The 16,267-nt window shown below is 38.9% G+C and carries 19 protein-coding genes; all 19 read right to left on the bottom strand.

Going from position 1 to position 16,267, the window contains the following annotated elements:
* Window positions 1-11: 11 nt before the first annotated feature.
* The 19 genes from MKY49_RS02785 to wecB all read right to left on the bottom strand — a co-directional run bounded on the left by MKY49_RS02785 (window position 12) and on the right by wecB (window position 16,115).
* On the bottom strand, window positions 12-296 hold the full coding sequence (locus MKY49_RS02785; protein WP_274795572.1) for a DNA-directed RNA polymerase subunit beta: 285 nt from the start codon (window positions 294-296) through the stop codon (window positions 12-14).
* 46 nt (window positions 297-342) lie between these two features.
* Entirely contained in the window at window positions 343-1,182 is an 840-nt protein-coding gene (locus tag MKY49_RS02780; protein ID WP_274795571.1) for a flagellar hook-basal body protein, read from the bottom strand.
* 24 nt (window positions 1,183-1,206) lie between these two features.
* Window positions 1,207-2,040, bottom strand: a complete 834-nt coding sequence (locus tag MKY49_RS02775; RefSeq protein ID WP_274795570.1) for a flagellar hook-basal body protein — start codon at window positions 2,038-2,040, stop codon at window positions 1,207-1,209.
* A 21-nt stretch (window positions 2,041-2,061) separates the two neighbouring features.
* Window positions 2,062-3,057, bottom strand: a complete 996-nt coding sequence (locus tag MKY49_RS02770; RefSeq protein WP_274795569.1) for a rod shape-determining protein — start codon at window positions 3,055-3,057, stop codon at window positions 2,062-2,064.
* Window positions 3,058-3,265: 208 nt separating this feature from the next.
* Window positions 3,266-3,526 (bottom strand): sporulation transcriptional regulator SpoIIID, encoded by a 261-nt coding sequence (locus MKY49_RS02765; RefSeq protein ID WP_004269485.1) that lies wholly within the window; start codon window positions 3,524-3,526, stop codon window positions 3,266-3,268.
* A 156-nt stretch (window positions 3,527-3,682) separates the two neighbouring features.
* Window positions 3,683-4,360, bottom strand: a complete 678-nt coding sequence (locus MKY49_RS02760; RefSeq protein ID WP_274795568.1) for a M23 family metallopeptidase — start codon at window positions 4,358-4,360, stop codon at window positions 3,683-3,685.
* A gap of 37 nt (window positions 4,361-4,397) precedes the next feature.
* Window positions 4,398-5,282, bottom strand: a complete 885-nt coding sequence (spoIID, locus tag MKY49_RS02755) for a stage II sporulation protein D (protein WP_341385559.1) — start codon at window positions 5,280-5,282, stop codon at window positions 4,398-4,400.
* A gap of 136 nt (window positions 5,283-5,418) precedes the next feature.
* Window positions 5,419-6,729 carry a UDP-N-acetylglucosamine 1-carboxyvinyltransferase gene (gene murA, locus MKY49_RS02750; RefSeq protein WP_312504963.1) on the bottom strand — a complete coding sequence of 437 codons (1,311 nt, stop codon included), beginning with the start codon at window positions 6,727-6,729 and terminating at the stop codon, window positions 5,419-5,421.
* A gap of 444 nt (window positions 6,730-7,173) precedes the next feature.
* Window positions 7,174-7,413: a DUF1146 family protein gene (locus tag MKY49_RS02745; RefSeq protein ID WP_274795564.1), complete on the bottom strand. Its 240-nt coding sequence runs from the start codon at window positions 7,411-7,413 to the stop codon at window positions 7,174-7,176.
* Between the two features lie 71 nt (window positions 7,414-7,484).
* On the bottom strand, window positions 7,485-7,892 hold the full coding sequence (locus tag MKY49_RS02740; protein ID WP_274795563.1) for a F0F1 ATP synthase subunit epsilon: 408 nt from the start codon (window positions 7,890-7,892) through the stop codon (window positions 7,485-7,487).
* Window positions 7,893-7,916: 24 nt separating this feature from the next.
* On the bottom strand, window positions 7,917-9,332 hold the full coding sequence (gene atpD, locus MKY49_RS02735; RefSeq protein ID WP_274795562.1) for a F0F1 ATP synthase subunit beta: 1,416 nt from the start codon (window positions 9,330-9,332) through the stop codon (window positions 7,917-7,919).
* A gap of 51 nt (window positions 9,333-9,383) precedes the next feature.
* Window positions 9,384-10,241 (bottom strand): ATP synthase F1 subunit gamma, encoded by an 858-nt coding sequence (gene atpG / locus MKY49_RS02730; protein WP_274795561.1) that lies wholly within the window; start codon window positions 10,239-10,241, stop codon window positions 9,384-9,386.
* Window positions 10,242-10,287: 46 nt separating this feature from the next.
* Window positions 10,288-11,796 carry a F0F1 ATP synthase subunit alpha gene (gene atpA / locus MKY49_RS02725; RefSeq protein ID WP_274795560.1) on the bottom strand — a complete coding sequence of 503 codons (1,509 nt, stop codon included), beginning with the start codon at window positions 11,794-11,796 and terminating at the stop codon, window positions 10,288-10,290.
* Window positions 11,797-11,824: 28 nt separating this feature from the next.
* Window positions 11,825-12,361: a F0F1 ATP synthase subunit delta gene (locus MKY49_RS02720; RefSeq protein ID WP_274795559.1), complete on the bottom strand. Its 537-nt coding sequence runs from the start codon at window positions 12,359-12,361 to the stop codon at window positions 11,825-11,827.
* Entirely contained in the window at window positions 12,358-12,876 is a 519-nt protein-coding gene (gene atpF / locus MKY49_RS02715; protein ID WP_274795558.1) for a F0F1 ATP synthase subunit B, read from the bottom strand. Before atpF ends, MKY49_RS02720 begins: the two co-directional genes overlap by 4 nt.
* 172 nt (window positions 12,877-13,048) lie before the next feature.
* A complete protein-coding gene (atpE, locus tag MKY49_RS02710; RefSeq protein WP_004269474.1) occupies window positions 13,049-13,273 on the bottom strand; it encodes a F0F1 ATP synthase subunit C in 225 nt (74 codons plus the stop codon).
* A gap of 65 nt (window positions 13,274-13,338) precedes the next feature.
* Complete coding sequence (gene atpB, locus MKY49_RS02705; RefSeq protein ID WP_322604785.1) at window positions 13,339-14,049, bottom strand: F0F1 ATP synthase subunit A; 711 nt, start codon at window positions 14,047-14,049, stop codon at window positions 13,339-13,341.
* 36 nt (window positions 14,050-14,085) lie between these two features.
* Complete coding sequence (locus MKY49_RS02700; protein WP_004269472.1) at window positions 14,086-14,457, bottom strand: ATP synthase subunit I; 372 nt, start codon at window positions 14,455-14,457, stop codon at window positions 14,086-14,088.
* Window positions 14,458-14,993: 536 nt separating this feature from the next.
* On the bottom strand, window positions 14,994-16,115 hold the full coding sequence (gene wecB, locus MKY49_RS02695; RefSeq protein ID WP_274795556.1) for a non-hydrolyzing UDP-N-acetylglucosamine 2-epimerase: 1,122 nt from the start codon (window positions 16,113-16,115) through the stop codon (window positions 14,994-14,996).
* Window positions 16,116-16,267 lie beyond the last annotated feature (152 nt).

Raw genomic sequence — 16,267 nt, 5'->3', positions numbered from 1 at the left:
AAGAATAAAATTTATTCTTTACCATTCATAATATCAAATATATGTTGCCATGTTTCTCTTTTGAAAATATCCATAGCATTGCCTTCTCCAATAACACTGAAGCCAAACATTGCGCCTACTGCTGCGGCAACAACGACTAAGATGAGAACAATTACAATGCGTAGCCAAATCGGAATCAGTCGGATTTGCACCCATCGAACTTCGCGTTGCTCATCGTTTGAGCGGCGTTCTTTCTTTTCTGGTTGCGTATCGGTTTCTTGTGTCGGCACAGAACGTCGACGTGAATCGTTTGTCATAGATTGTACTCCTCTTCATTCCTTACTAAGTGTTTTGGATGACTTTTTATCGAATGCCGTTAATTAGTCCGAGCATTTGATCTGCTAATGTAACCGCTCTTGCATTAAATTGATAAGAACGTTGTGTTTGTATTAGTTCTGTCATTTCCTTTGAGAGGTTTACATTGGACATTTCTAATGTACCACTTTGCATTCCAATTTGCTGACGGTTGGCACCAACTAGCTCTGTTAGAACCTCTGCCTGAGTAAAGCCAAGTTCAGCTAGGTTGTCTGGCAATCCTATATAAGAACCAGCTATATGTTCCATTAACTGTGGCTTTTGGAATTCTGTTACAGCTAAATCCGTACGAATAATATCGCCATTTGGATAAGATGCCTCTAATACACCACCATCTCGAACGGCAAACTTTTGAACAGTATCTGGTAAAGTAATGGCTTGTCCTGCCGCATCGGCTACAGGATAACCATCAGCTGTTACTAACATCACTGTTCCGTTGTTTAACGGAGATAAATAAAAGTCACCTTGTCGAGTATACACTGTTTCGGTACCATTTTCACCATTTGGCATTAAAATATTGAAATATTGTTTAGCTTTTGTAAAAGCTAAGTCTAAATCTCGATTAGTTGTTTGTAATGAACCTTGCTTTTCATTGGACTTGATTTGTCCAAGCATTGCTCCCGCTCCATAACGAATACCAACAGGTGTTTGACGCTCAGCACGATCCTGCTTATCATTATTGAATTGCTGATAAAGTAATTCATTGAAGGATGCTTCCTTTGCTTTAAATCCTGTTGTATTGCTATTAGCAATATTATTACTAATCGTATCCATTTTATTTTGTAATTGACCCATTGTGTTCGTTGCCGTAATCATTGTACGTAGCATTATAAAACGCCTCCTGTTCGCTCATTAGATTTTCCCGATTTCGTTAACAGCTTTCTCCATACTGCGATCATAAGCCTGTAATACTTTTTGATTGGCTTCAAATGCTCGGTAGGCTGTCATTAAATCTGTCATTGTGCGACCAGAATCTACGTTCGAACCTTCTAAAAAGTTTTGACGAAGTGTAAAGGAAACACCATTTGCTCCATAAGCTGTTGGTAAGTTTTCGCCATTTTCTGTACGAATAAGGCCATTATCCTGTTTAAGTAGCATGTTCGGATTAGCAGCATATGATACGCCAACCCGTGCTACTTGCTGATCATTTACAAAAATGGCTCCATTTTCAGCAAGGCGAAAATCGTCATTTGGTAGCTGGATACGCTGTCCCGCATCATTAAGTACGTATAAACCTTGACCATTTACTAAATAGCCTTGACCATCTAATGTAAAATTACCATTACGTGTATAGGCCTCGCCACCAGCTGGATGTTCTAATCGGAAGAAAATTGAGCCCGACACACCATCTTCATTTTGTGGTAAGTTCCCATCAATCAACGCCATATCCGTTGTAAAATCAGTGCTATAGATTTGGCCCTGTATGTAATTTGGCAATGTTTCTTGTAAATATGTCCCTGTATTTAAAGCTCCTACTTGACTCATATATTCGGCGCCTGCTTGTTGATTGGCAGGAGCATTTGTTTTTCCAATGCTAGACATCAACATGTCTGGAAACGAGCGGATTGTGGATTGGTCTGCCTTAAATCCTGGTGTATTCGCATTGGATAAATTATTAGTTAATAATTCTGTTCTTCTTTGTTGCGTGATCATACCTGTTGCAACTGTATAAAACCCTTTAAACAAAGAAATCACCTCAATTTATTTTTATAAGGAAGCTGGCACTCGATCAATATTTTCTAGCATTATACCTGTTCCAATAGCCACACAGTCCATAGGTCGCTCTGCAATAAAGACAGGTACCTTTAACTCTTCTGTTAATAGCTGATCCATTCCGTGTAATAATGCACCGCCACCAGTAATAATCACTCCACGATCAATAATATCAGCTGATAGCTCAGGTGGTGTTTTTTCTAAAACATTTTTTGCTGATTGGACAATCATTGCTACTGATTCATGTAAAGCACGTTCGATTTCCTCAGAATGAATTGAAATGGTACGTGGTAAGCCTGTTACCATGTCACGACCACGAATATCCATCGTATCATCACGGCTACCTTTGAAAACAGTACCGATTGTTATCTTGATTGCTTCTGCAGTACGTTCACCAATTAGCAATTTATATTCTTTTTTAATATATTGCAAAATATCGTTATCAAACACATCTCCTGCTACTTTAATGGATTCACTTGTTACAATATCACCCATTGATAGGACTGCTATATCTGTAGTCCCGCCACCGATGTCGACTACCATATTGCCGCTTGGTTGGAAGATATCCATACCTGCACCGATTGCAGCTACTTTTGGTTCTTCCTCTAAATATACTTTTTTACCGCCAGATTTTTCTGCTGCTTCACGAATTGCTTTTTGCTCAACACTTGTAATGTTCGTTGGACAGCAAATTAAAATTCGCGGCTTTGCCAAAAATCCCTTAACGTTTAGCTTATTGATGAAATGTCTTAACATCGCCTCTGTCACATCAAAATCTGCAATGACTCCATCTCTTAGTGGGCGAATTGCTGTGATATTACCTGGCGTTCTCCCTACCATTTGGCGAGCTTCTTCCCCTACCGCTAATACTTTGTTTGTCTTTTTATCAATCGCCACCACAGATGGTTCATTTAGGACGATTCCTTTACCTTTAACGTGGATTAATACGTTCGCAGTTCCTAAGTCAATGCCAATATCTTTCGAAAACATTCTATAATTTCTCCTTCCCGCCAGTTCCAACTACATAACGTTCATTTTATCTCTTTATCTAGAATATTTTATCATATACTATTGGTAATTTCACCTAAATTTAGTGAATAAGACTGTTTTCTTTTTAGGTTGTGAACGGCTATAATATAGTTTTACTATTCCTTATAAATTGCCTATTAAGCTTGTCCAAACAGCAAAAAAGAACGAATCATTCTTGACTCGCTCTTTCTTTCCACTTGTTTTTCGTTGCTTCTCCTCCGCGAATATGACGTACGGCCTTATGGTAGGCGAGTATTTCTTTCACTTGGTCAGCTAATCCTTCATGAATTGTTGGCAATCGCTCTGTTAAATCCTTGTGCACCGTACTTTTTGAATAACCAGTCATTTTCGCGAGGACACGCACAGTCTCACGCGTCTCAATCAGTAATTCACCGAGGCGTATGCAGCGCTTCCGAATGTGCTCATGCACGTTCTTCGTCCTTTCCACACAATTTCACAAAATGCTTTGGCAATCAGATGCACATTTGCGCATTTCTTCACCTTATGTAAGGACAAAGCTATTCAGAACACGTTTTGCATTTTCCTGATAAAATGCTGATTTTTTATGCGTTACTAGCTTTTTGTCTTAAAAAGCTAGTAATTTTTTCGGATTAATATATTTTCCGTTTTCAAGAACTTCGAAATGCATGTGGACGCCAGCCGCTTGATTCCACTCGTTGTCAGTCGCTTTTCCTAATGTCTGACCTTGTGTAACCTCATCGCCTTCTTTCACAGCGATATCCTTTACAGAGCTATAATGTGTTTGCATACCATTTGGATGCTCAATCACAATCTTATTACCCGTAAATGCGTCTAGTTTTACCTCTAGTACTTTACCACTCATAGCAGCTAGTACTTCAAATTCTTCACCATTCATAGCAATAGAGATACCAGAAGAAGTAGTAAATGTTTGATTAAATACCATTAGTGCATTTTCGCGAGACTCTTCATTTGCCTCTAACTCGTAAAATTCTTGTAAAACTTGTACTTTACTAAAACTCTCTTCTTTGAATGGATACTTCATGTTTTCCGTAAGTGCATTTGTTTCCACTACAGGACCTGGATCTACTTCAGCTAAATCTGGTAACGGCGCCTCTTCTACTTTTGATACGAGACTATTGTAACCAAATAACAATCCTGCTAGAACCAGTGCACCACCTGTGTAAACTACTGGCCAAAACCAAGGTTTCTTTTGTAATTGACCATTTTCCTTTTGATTTGGATTTTGGTTTTGAGAAGCTTTATTATTTTTATCCTCTCTCATTTTCATCACCTCTAGTTGCAGTGTGAACAACTAGAAGCTATTTTAAACATGCATCTATTTTTTTTATTTCAATATCTTGATAATAATAGTGTAAAATTTCAGCTGCGGTTTTCCCTTCATTCGCCATTGCTTCTGCTCCATACTGGCTCATTCCCACTCCATGCCCATAGCCTTGAGTTTTTACATGAACCTTTCTTGTCGTGTTATTATAGTTAATTGTAAAATCAGTAGATGGAATGCCGAGTATTGTTCGTACCTCTCTTCCCGTCCAAACATTATTCCCTAACTGCAAACGATCTACTCGCCCCGAGTCATTGTAAAATAGCTGGACACGATTAAAATCATTAGCTTGCCATTGAACGGGCCAAAGCTTATTCCATTGTGCTAATGTCCATTCCTGCTCAGCAGTAAACTTTGGTGAATCTTGATCTGATACACTTGCAACACTTTGTAAATATGGAACATTATTACCACTATAACCGTAAGCACTTTCTGTTTTCCCATTGCTCGTCGAATGGAACATAGCTGTAATTAGTTCATTATTATATAGAAGAACTTGTCCTTTCGTTTCATTGATGGCTTCGACAATTTTCTTTTCATTTCCCAGGAAATTGCTAGCCCAATTTGCCTTTCTTTGCTCTTCATCGTAAAAAACCTGTCTTGCTACAGTTGGAGCAATGGCTATTTTACCGTAATTTGTCGTTTTCAATGCATAGGTGCGTGCAGCAATCGCCTGTGCTTTCAATGCCTCTTTTTTAAAGGAAACAGGCATTTCGGCTGCAACAACACCTGTAATATACGTCTCCAAAGGGATTTTTTCCTTTTGTCCCTCCACTTCTATAAATATTTCACAGGCATTATCATCACTAGTTGGAGGTTTCACTGCCTCTCTTCTTTCACTCAACCCTACTACAGGAAGCATATATAATGCTCCCAATAAACAAAGGACACCTATACTAATCATCCATTTTTTCATAAGGAATAATATGCTAGACTTTATTTAGTTATGAGAAAACAAAAAACCCTCTGCTTAAACAGCAAAGGGTTTAGAAATGAGCTTAGTTTGTAGGTAATTCAACCGTAATTTCTTCAATTGTTTCAACTTCTTCAGTAATACGTTCAATATTAGCACCAAGAGCGGCTAATTTGCCATGGAAATCTACATAACCACGATCTAAATGATGAAGCTTTGTAACTCGTGTTACTCCTTCAGATACAAGTCCTGCTAAAATTAGTGCAGCCGCAGCTCGTAAATCCGTTGCCATCACTTCAGCTCCCTGAAGTTTAACTGGCCCCTCGATAAACACAGAGCGTCCCTCTATTTTAGCACCAGCATTCATGCGACGGAACTCCTCAACATGCATAAAACGATTTTCAAATACCGTTTCTGTAATAATACTCGTACCTTCAGCAGTTAGCATTAAAGCCATCATTTGTGATTGCATATCTGTTGGGAAACCAGGGTGTGGCATCGTTTTAATATCAACAGCTTTTAATGTATGTGGAACACGTACACGAATTCCTTCATCCAACTCTGTAATTTCTACACCCATCTCACGCATCTTAGCAATCAAAGCTGTCATATGCTCTGGTACTGCATTTTCAATCACTACATCTCCCTTAGTAATAGCTGCTGCTACCATAAATGTACCAGCTTCAATACGGTCGGGAATAATATGATGCTCTACTCCATATAATGTATCGACTCCTTCGATACGAATTGTATTGGTACCTGCACCGATTACACGGCCTCCCATACTATTAATGAAGTTTGCAAGATCTACTATTTCAGGCTCTTTCGCTGCATTTTCAATGACAGTTGTCCCTTCTGCTAGAGATGCAGCTGTCATAATATTTTCTGTTGCACCGACACTTGGGAAGTCTAAATATACATTAGCCCCCTTTAAGCGACCTTCTGTTTTCGCCTCTACATAACCATGACCAAATGAGATTTTTGCACCCATTGCTTCAAAGCCTTTTAAGTGTAATTCAATCGGGCGAGAACCGATTGCACAGCCTCCTGGTAGAGCAACACGAGCATATCCATTACGAGCAAGTAAAGAGCCCATTACTAAAATGGATGCACGCATTTTACTAACAAATTCAAATTGAGCTTCACTTGAAAGTTCTTTTGATGCATCTATATACACGGCATTATCTTCAGGTATATATGTAACTGCTGCGTTTAAACTTTTAAGTACTTCGTTTATTGTAAAGACGTCTGCTAAATTAGGGACTTCCTTAATTACGTTTTCTCCTTTTGAAGCAAGTAAAGCTGCCGCAAGGATTGGTAACACTGCATTTTTTGCGCCCTCTACACGTACTTTTCCCTGTAGTTTTTGGCCGCCAGTCACTATTATTTTATCCACCCTATGTCCCTCCGAATTCAATCTATTAACCTATCGAATTTTTATTTTAAAAAGAAGTATAATGTCATAATCAGTAAACAAACAACTCTATAGTACAACTTTTCTAACGCTCGTTCAAGCGTCCAAATCACTATTTTAAGCCATTATTAGATATTTTGCTATTTATTTATTGTACGCTACCAATTTTTTTTTGTGAATGACCAATAACCAGTTCGCTTCTAATACATACCCCAAGATATATGAATAAAAAACAACTTTTCTCACATTTTTTTAGAGTGGGCGATGATTATAGCAAATACCAGGTAATTTTAAACGGTTTGGGCAAGCCCAATTAACGTTGAACACGTTTATTACATAGTTCAAAGGGCCACACAAATCGGGTTATAAAGTCCTTTGAAACATGTAGAGTAAACCATCTTCATTAATATAGAAGGGTTCACTGCTTTAAAATAAGTAGGGAAGTTTGCCAGACCAATTAGATAGTTGAAGAAAGAAATTGGATACGGTTGTACCGATTGCAATACTTAATAAAATATAAATAAGCTGAATTTGAAAAACTCGATTCTTCTTAAATATTTTCTCTAACATAAAAGCCTGTAATGCATAAAAAGTAATTGCGATAAAAAAGATATGAGATAAAATACCTAACAAAGCTTCTTGTCCTATCGCTTCATATACTTCCATGTTTCCTCCTCCATTTCTCCTAGGTCACCTTAAAAAACGGGCAGATGCTATATCTGCCCGTTAAAAATGAATTAGATATTACCCTCATGAACGTTGATACGATTCAACGCACGTTTTAATGCTAGGTCAGCACGTTTGAAATCAATGTTGTCTTGTTTACCTTGAAGACGTCCTTCAGCACGTTTAACGGCTTCTTTAGCACGTTGAACATCGATATTTTCAGCAATTTCAGCAGACGGCGCTAAAATTGAGATTTTTTCTGGACGAACTTCAATGAAACCACCGCTTACAGCAACAATATCAGTCGAACCGTTTTCTTTTTTAAGCTTCACTGCACCAATAGCAAGTGGAGCAACCATTGGAATATGGCCTGCAAGAACACCGATTTCTCCTGAAGTTGTTTTAGCGATTACCATTGATACTTCAGAATCGTATACTGGGCCGTCGGGAGTGACAATATTGACTAGAACTGTCTTCATATTTTTTCCTCCTCGTCCCTAGTATTAAACCTCTACGCCCATGCTTTTCGCTTTTTCAACTACTTCATCAATTGAACCAACTAGACGGAAAGCATCTTCTGGTAGGTGATCCCATTTACCATCAAGGATTTCCTTGAATGAGCGAACAGTTTCTTTTACAGGTACATAAGAACCTTTTTGACCAGTGAATTGTTCCGCTACGTGGAAGTTTTGTGATAAGAAGAATTGAATACGACGAGCACGTTCTACTGTTTGTTTATCTTCATCAGATAACTCATCCATACCTAAAATCGCAATGATATCTTGTAATTCGCGGTAACGTTGGATTGTACGTTGTACACCAGTAGCAATTGCGTAGTGCTCAGCGCCTACGATTTCAGGTGATAATGCACGAGAAGTCGAAGCTAGTGGGTCAACCGCAGGGTAAATACCCATTTCTGATAATTTACGCTCAAGGTTAGTAGTTGCATCTAAGTGGGCGAAAGTTGTAGCTGGAGCCGGGTCAGTATAGTCATCGGCTGGTACATAGATCGCTTGGATAGAAGTTACAGATCCTTTGTTCGTAGATGTGATACGCTCTTGTAGTTTACCCATTTCAGTTGCAAGTGTTGGTTGGTAACCTACCGCAGAAGGCATACGACCTAATAGGGCAGAAACCTCAGAACCTGCTTGTGTGAAACGGAAGATATTGTCGATGAATAAAAGCACGTCTTGGCCTTGCTCATCACGGAAGTATTCCGCCATTGTAAGACCAGTTAGAGCTACACGCATACGTGCACCAGGTGGCTCGTTCATTTGACCGAATACCATCGCTGTTTGCTTGATAACGCCTGAATCGCTCATCTCGAAGAATAAGTCGTTCCCTTCACGAGTACGCTCACCTACACCAGCGAATACAGAGATACCTGAGTGCTCTTGTGCGATGTTGTTGATTAATTCTTGGATTAATACAGTTTTACCTACACCGGCACCACCGAATAGACCGATTTTACCACCTTTAATATATGGTGCAAGTAAGTCTACTACTTTGATACCTGTTTCAAGAATTTCAACTGAAGTTGAAAGGTTCTCGAAAGTTGGTGCTTCACGGTGAATTGAATCACGACGTGCGTCAGCTGGAATCTCTTCACCTAAGTCAATTACTTCTCCAAGTACGTTGAATACACGACCTAGTGTAACTTCACCAACTGGTACTGAGATAGCTTTTCCTGAGTCTGTTACTTCTGCTCCACGTTGTAAGCCATCAGTAGATGACATCGCAATTGTACGAACAGAATCATCACCTAAATGAAGCGCAACTTCTAATGCAAGAATTGTTGGTTCTTCATTAGGACGTTCAATCTTAACTGTTAATGCGTTATAGATTGCTGGTAATTGGCCATTGTCGAATTTTACGTCAACAACTGGACCCATTACTTGAATAACATGTCCTTTATTCATTACTGTGTACCCTCCTATCGTATTCTTATACGACATTGGGAAGCTGCTTGCCTATTCTAAGGCTGCAGCTCCACCAACGATTTCTGTAATTTCTTGTGTAATCGCCGCTTGACGTGCACGGTTATATTGCAAAGAAAGGTCTGAAATAAGATCAGTTGCATTATCTGTTGCATTTTTCATAGCCGTCATACGAGAAGCATGTTCACTTGCTTTTCCATCTAATAATGCGCCATAAACTAAGCTTTCCGCATATTGTGGAAGTAACACTTCTAGAATTGCTTCACCAGATGGTTCAAATTCGTAAGAAGCATTACCGCTTGCAGGGGCAATATCTGTTAATGGAAGAAGTTTTTTCTCTGTCACTTCACTAGCAATAGCGCTGACAAAGTGATTATAGTACATATAAAGTTCGTCATACGTACCATCAATGAACATACCAACAGCATTACGAGCGATTTCTTTAATATCAGCAAATGTTGGTTGGTCAGGAAGACCGACAACATCACTGATGACATTATGATCACGTTTCACAAAGTAGTCACGAACAACACGACCTACTGCTAAAATAACGTATTCGTCTTTTGATTTATGACGCTCGTTAATTGTACGTTGTACTTGACGTAGGATACTTGAGTTGTAAGCACCCGCAAGACCACGGTCAGAACCAATGACTAAGTAAGCCGTTTTCTTAACAGGACGAGCAGTTAACATTGGATGTCCACTGTCTTTTGTCCCTGAAGCGATTGCGCCTACTACGTCCTGAATTTTTTCCATGTATGGAACGTAAGCTTTAGCATTTTGCTCTGCACGACGTAACTTAGAAGAAGAAACCATCTGCATCGCTTTTGTAATTTGCTTCGTACTCTTTGTTGAAGTAATACGACCTTTTATTTCGCGTAAGTTTACCACTGGTATTTCACCACCTTCTGTTTTTTAATCAAGTGACTCGTTGAACTTATTCTGATTTAGCGAAAGTTTTTTTGAATGCATTAATTGCTGCTTCATAATCCGCATCAGGAGCAAGCTCTTTAGTAGTACGAACATGATCTAAAACGTTTGTGTGGTTTGAATCTAACCAGCTTAAGAATTCAGATTCAAAGCGAACGATATCTTGTACTGGAATATCATCTAAATGACCTTTAGTTAATGCATAAAGGATCGCAACTTGTTTTTCAACTTTTAGTGGTTTGTTTAGGTCTTGTTTAAGAACTTCAACCGTACGTTTACCACGCTCAAGTTTAGCAAGTGTTGCTTTATCTAAATCTGAACCAAATTGTGCGAATGATTCAAGCTCACGGAATGCAGCTAAGTCAAGACGTAGCGTACCTGCAACTTTTTTCATCGCTTTAATTTGAGCAGATCCACCTACACGTGATACAGAAAGACCGGCGTTGATCGCTGGACGTACACCTGAGTTGAATAAGTCAGATTGTAAGAAAATTTGTCCATCAGTAATTGAGATTACGTTAGTTGGGATGTATGCAGAGATATCCCCAGCTTGTGTCTCAACGAATGGAAGAGCTGTAATTGAACCATTTTGATATGTTTCGTTTAACTTCGCAGCACGTTCAAGTAAGCGGCTGTGTAAGTAGAAAACGTCACCAGGGTAAGCTTCACGACCTGGAGGACGGCGTAGAAGAAGTGAAAGTTCACGGTAAGCTGATGCTTGTTTAGAAAGATCATCGTACACGATTAAAACGTGTTTACCTTGTAACATGAATTCTTCTGCCATAGAAACACCAGCAAATGGTGCTAAGAATAGTAATGGAGCTGGTTGAGAAGCAGAAGCTGTCACAACGATTGTGTAATCTAAAGCGCCATGTTTACGAAGAGTTTCTACAACTCCACGTACTGTTGATTCTTTTTGACCGATTGCTACATAGATACAAATCATGTTTTGGTCATTTTGGTTAAGAATTGTATCGATAGCTACAGATGTTTTACCAGTTTGACGGTCACCAATGATTAACTCACGTTGACCACGACCGATTGGTACTAATGCGTCAATCGCTTTAATACCAGTTTGTAGTGGTTCGTGTACTGATTTACGAGCCATTACACCGAAAGCTGGACTTTCGATTGGACGAGATTTTGTAGTGTTGATTGGACCTTGTCCATCCACTGGTTGACCAAGTGGGTTTACAACACGACCAATTAGTTCTTCACCAACTGGTACTTCCATAATACGACCTGTACGACGAACTTCATCGCCTTCTTTGATGTCAGTGTATGGACCTAAGATTACGATACCAACGTTACCTTCTTCTAGGTTTTGAGCCATACCCATAACACCATTAGAGAACTCTAAAAGCTCTCCAGCCATGGCGTTGTCGAGGCCATGAGCAAGAGCGATACCGTCACCAATACGGATAACTGTACCAACTTCGCTTACTTTAAGTTCAGATTCATAATTCTCAATCTGTTGTTTAATCAGACTGCTGATTTCTTCAGCCTTGATGCCCATGTATGTCACCTCTCACATTTCTAAATTATTAACCGATTAATTCACGTTTCAGACGCTCAAGTTTATTTGCTACTGAGCTATCATAAATATGGTTACCGATTTGAACACGAATACCTCCAAGTAAAGATGGATCGATTTCGTTTGTAATGTTTAATGATTGTTTTCCAACAAGTTTCGCGAACGCTGCCGAAATATTAGCGCTTTCTTCTGGAGAAAGTGCACGTGTTGAAAATACTGTTGCATCTGCAGTGCCTTGTGCCTGTGCAGCAAGTTCAGCATATGCATTAGCAATTAGCTTCATCTCGTTTACACGTTTTTTCTCAACTAAAAGTTGAACTGTGTGTAAAACTTCTGGTGTTGCCCCAGCAAAGATTTCAGCTACCATTTGTTTTTTACGTTCGATGGAGAACTTAGGCGCATTTAAAAGCGTTAAAAAATCAGGAGATTCTTTAATAACTTTTGTTAGTTCGCTTAAGTCTGCTCCAACTTCAGTAAGCATGTTTTTTTGTTGCGCTAATTCAAAAAGCGCTTGAGCGTAACGTTTTGCTACAGTTGAATTACTCATCGAGCTTCCCCTGCCTTCGCAATCGTCTCTTCAATTAGAGCACGGTTGTCTGCCTCAGAAATCTCTTTGCTAAGGACTTTAGATGCTGCAAGTACAGATAATGAAACGACTTCATCACGTACAGCTGCAATAGCTTTTTCTTTTTCAGACTCAATTTCACGTAAAGCTGATTCTTTTAAGCGGTTTGCTTCATTACGAGCTGCAGTAAGAATTTCTTCTTTTTGTAGTTCGCCTTGCTTCTTAGCGCCTTCAACAATCGATTGTGCTTCCGTACGAGCTTCTTTAAGAAGGCTCTTTTGTTCTTCTAAAAATTGGTGCGATTCTTTGCGCGCTTTTTCAGCTGCTTCGATTTCACTCGCTACTAATTCTTCACGTTGTTGCATGATGCCCATAAGTGGACCCCAAGCTACTTTCTTAAGTAAGAACATTAATACTAAGAAGATAACTAATGTTGCGATGATGTCTCCGCTATTAAATCCAGCGCCTGCACCTAGTACAAGATTATCTAAAAACACGATTGTTTCACTCCCTTCAAGAGCTTTAACTTCAACATAATTTATTAACTAAAAAACTACCTATTTTAAAAAGCTATATTTACACATAGCTTTTATCAGTTCCAAAATGAAGGGCGAAGTTTCATCTGGAGAATCCTGCTTCGCCACTAGTAAAATTCAGTGTTCAACTGAATTATTTGTTCATTACGATGAATGCTACTACTACTGCGATGATCGGTAGGGCCTCAACTAATGCAACCCCGATGAACATTGTAGTTTGAAGAACGCCACGAGCTTCTGGTTGACGAGCGATACCTTCTACTGTTTTTGAAACGATAAGACCGTTACCGATACCTGCACCAAGTGCACCTAAACCGATTGCGATTGCTGCTGCTAATAAACCTAATGAACCTGTCATTTGAAAATTTCCTCCTTGGAATTGTTTGTTTTTTTGTGGTTCAAGCATAGGATATATGCTTTATATTAATGGTCATCGCTCACTTTATGAGCCATGTAAACCATTGTTAACATTGTGAAGATAAAGGCTTGGATGAAGCCGATGAAAATTGAGAAACCTTGCCATGCCATCATAGGAACGATTGCTCCGATGAATCCCACGGCACCTGATGATGCTAATCCTGCAAGTAAGCCAAGTAAAATCTCACCCGCGTAAATGTTACCGTAAAGACGTAAACCTAATGTTAATGTGTTTGCAAATTCTTCTACTATTTTAAGTGGGAACATGAATGACATTGGTTTGAAGAATGTACCAACATAATGACCTGTACCCTTCATTTTAATACCATAGAAATGCGTTAAGACTAAAATCATTGCAGCCAACGTCATCGTTACTGTTGGGTCAGCTGTTGGTGATTTCCACCATAGCTCATGATCAAAGACGATTGAGAATGGAAGACCTAGTAAGTTAGATACTGCGATAAACATAATTAGCGTAATACCTAAAACGTGGAATCGACCACCAGTTTTCCAGTCCATGTTGCTTTTAATGATATTCTTAACGAAATCCATAATCCATTCCATAAAGTTTTGCATACCAGTAGGTTTTAACTTTAGGCTTCTAGTTGAGATAAAAGCAATTAAAAATACGATAATTGCGGCAACTAGTAACATCATAACTGTCGATAAGTTAAATGTTAAAAAACCGACTTCTAGTAACGGAGCTCCGTGATTCATTGTTATTTTTCACCTCTCTTTCTAATTTAAAGCACATTAGCGGTTCCTTACATGTGACACAATTCTCTCGACAAAGAGAAAAACGTACGGAATCATTAGCCCTATAACCGTGCTAATTAAGTGAAAATAGTTTGGCAACGAAATGGCTATTGCGACTGCCGCAACACCTGATCCAAAGCGAAGCGCTGTACCAAGTGAGCCTATTTTCTTCCCTTCACTAATGGATCGATCAAACTTTTCCATCCGGCGAACTAAAATCCAAAAATTATACGTACCAAAAAATGCACCTACTGCGATGCCCGCAAAAACAGTTTGATAGGGAGTGAATCCCCAGCCTAATGCGCAGAGTGCAAGCAAAAAAAATAACGCCCTCTTCTGCACAGCAAAAATGTGATGCAAATCTAGCATTGGTTGTAATCTCCTGAATCATTTTTTCGAGTAATGAAAACGTTTGCTGACCACTATGTGAAATCAGAAAAGAGCAGTGAAAAGCACTACTCACAGCGGAATAGTAATGGGAGAGTCATTTCAATTACAGGTGTAAATGCCCAAAAATAACTTACACCCCTTACCGACTCGGTAAAAACCGAAACGCACAAAACGTTGCAAATCGACAGTTTTATTTTGAACTGTCAATTTAGTAGAAAGTTGATATAACAAGTGTTTCAACGTCCTATTTATGAACAGAAACCCTTATCATTCTTACCCTTTGTAAGCATACAATAGGTGATATTTGAAGTCAATTGGTAAAGGAGAAAAACTTCACAGCCTCTATACTCTTGTCAAATTGTTGACAAATTTGTGTATGAAATTTCATAGTTTCAAAACCTCCTATTTTCTTGACGCATTAAAAAAGCTAATTTACGACATGATTATGCTCGTAAATTAGCTTACCCATTCCAATAGGTACATTAGACTTATTTTTCACAATAAAAATTAGTACATTAATTAGTTTTTAGTAAAAATCCTAGCAATGCCTCTACAATACGCTTAGATGCATGTCCATCCCCATAAGGATTTGATGCTTTTGCCATTGCTTCGTAGGCGTTTTTATCTGTTAGTAACTCTTTAGCTAAGGCATAAATTGTTTCCTCTTCTGTTCCTGCTAGCTTTAATGTTCCAGCTGCAATCCCTTCTGGACGTTCTGTTGTATCCCTAAGCACTAACACTGGTTTCCCTAATGATGGGGCTTCCTCCTGCACGCCTCCTGAATCCGTTAGGATCATATATGAATTGGCTGCAAAGTTATGGAAATCAAACACTTCAAGTGGCTCTATTAAATGCACACGATTATTTTCACCTAAGATTTCATTGGCAATTTCTCTTACAGCAGGATTCATGTGCACAGGATAAACAACTTGTACATCCTCATGCTCTGCTAGTATTCTTGTGATCGCTTTGAACATATGACGCATTGGCTCACCTAAATTTTCTCGACGGTGTGCCGTTAATAAAATCATGCGATCCTCACCTATTTTTTCTAAAACTGGATGAGTGTAATGCTCGCTAACCGTTGTTGCTAATGCGTCAATAGCTGTGTTACCCGTCACGAAAATAGTATCTGGGTTTTTATTTTCATCTAGTAGATTCTTTTTAGATACCTCTGTTGGTGCAAAATGCAAATCAGCCATCACACCTGTTAGTTGACGATTCATTTCCTCAGGGTACGGTGAATATTTGTTCCACGTACGAAGACCAGCTTCCACATGTCCGATAGCTATTTGATTATAAAATGCCGCCAAGCTGGCAATAAAAGTCGTCGCTGTATCACCATGTACTAAAACGATATCAGGTTGTGCTTCTTTCATTACTTTATCTAAGCCCTGTAAAGCGTTTGTTGTGACATCAATTAATGTTTGACGATCCTTCATAATATTTAAATCATAGTTAGGTGTAATTTTAAATGTCTCTAGTACTTGATCAAGCATTTGGCGATGCTGTGCTGTTACGGTTACAATAGATTCTATTTGCTCTGGATACTTTTGTAACTCTAAAACGAGAGGAGCCATTTTAATTGCTTCTGGTCTTGTACCAAAAATCGTCATTACTTTCCATTTCTTTGTCAAAACGATCTGCACCGTCCTTTTTGTTATTGTATGAGAAGGTTAGCCACATCCGTTGATTGCTATCAAGAGATGTACTTGCCCAAACATACTATGAAACGCCCTTCAATTTGAAGGACGCTTTCACAAGTTATTAGTTTCTTCCTAAATAAAGG

The sequence above is a fragment of the Lysinibacillus sp. FSL M8-0134 genome, from assembly GCF_038069745.1.
GTDB lineage: Bacteria > Bacillota > Bacilli > Bacillales_A > Planococcaceae > Lysinibacillus > Lysinibacillus irui.
The sequence above is the reverse complement of the archived record's forward strand: the minus strand, read 5'-3'. Positions and strand labels throughout refer to the sequence as shown.

Excerpts from the sequence above, each read along its gene's own strand:
- MKY49_RS02785 (WP_274795572.1), bottom strand. The coding sequence starts at position 296 with ATGACAAACGATTCACGTCGACGTTCTGTGCCGACACAAGAAACCGAT.
- spoIID (WP_341385559.1), bottom strand. The coding sequence starts at position 5,282 with ATGCTTCCTGTAGTAGGGTTGAGTGAAAGAAGAGAGGCAGTGAAACCT.
- MKY49_RS02780 (WP_274795571.1), bottom strand. The coding sequence starts at position 1,182 with ATGCTACGTACAATGATTACGGCAACGAACACAATGGGTCAATTACAA.
- atpA (WP_274795560.1), bottom strand. The coding sequence starts at position 11,796 with ATGGGCATCAAGGCTGAAGAAATCAGCAGTCTGATTAAACAACAGATT.
- atpD (WP_274795562.1), bottom strand. The coding sequence starts at position 9,332 with ATGAATAAAGGACATGTTATTCAAGTAATGGGTCCAGTTGTTGACGTA.
- MKY49_RS02720 (WP_274795559.1), bottom strand. The coding sequence starts at position 12,361 with ATGAGTAATTCAACTGTAGCAAAACGTTACGCTCAAGCGCTTTTTGAA.
- atpB (WP_322604785.1), bottom strand. The coding sequence starts at position 14,049 with ATGAATCACGGAGCTCCGTTACTAGAAGTCGGTTTTTTAACATTTAAC.
- MKY49_RS02770 (WP_274795569.1), bottom strand. The coding sequence starts at position 3,057 with ATGTTTTCGAAAGATATTGGCATTGACTTAGGAACTGCGAACGTATTA.
- atpE (WP_004269474.1), bottom strand. The coding sequence starts at position 13,273 with ATGACAGGTTCATTAGGTTTATTAGCAGCAGCAATCGCAATCGGTTTA.
- MKY49_RS02760 (WP_274795568.1), bottom strand. The coding sequence starts at position 4,360 with ATGAGAGAGGATAAAAATAATAAAGCTTCTCAAAACCAAAATCCAAAT.
- MKY49_RS02740 (WP_274795563.1), bottom strand. The coding sequence starts at position 7,892 with ATGAAGACAGTTCTAGTCAATATTGTCACTCCCGACGGCCCAGTATAC.
- MKY49_RS02745 (WP_274795564.1), bottom strand. The coding sequence starts at position 7,413 with ATGGAAGTATATGAAGCGATAGGACAAGAAGCTTTGTTAGGTATTTTA.
- MKY49_RS02700 (WP_004269472.1), bottom strand. The coding sequence starts at position 14,457 with ATGCTAGATTTGCATCACATTTTTGCTGTGCAGAAGAGGGCGTTATTT.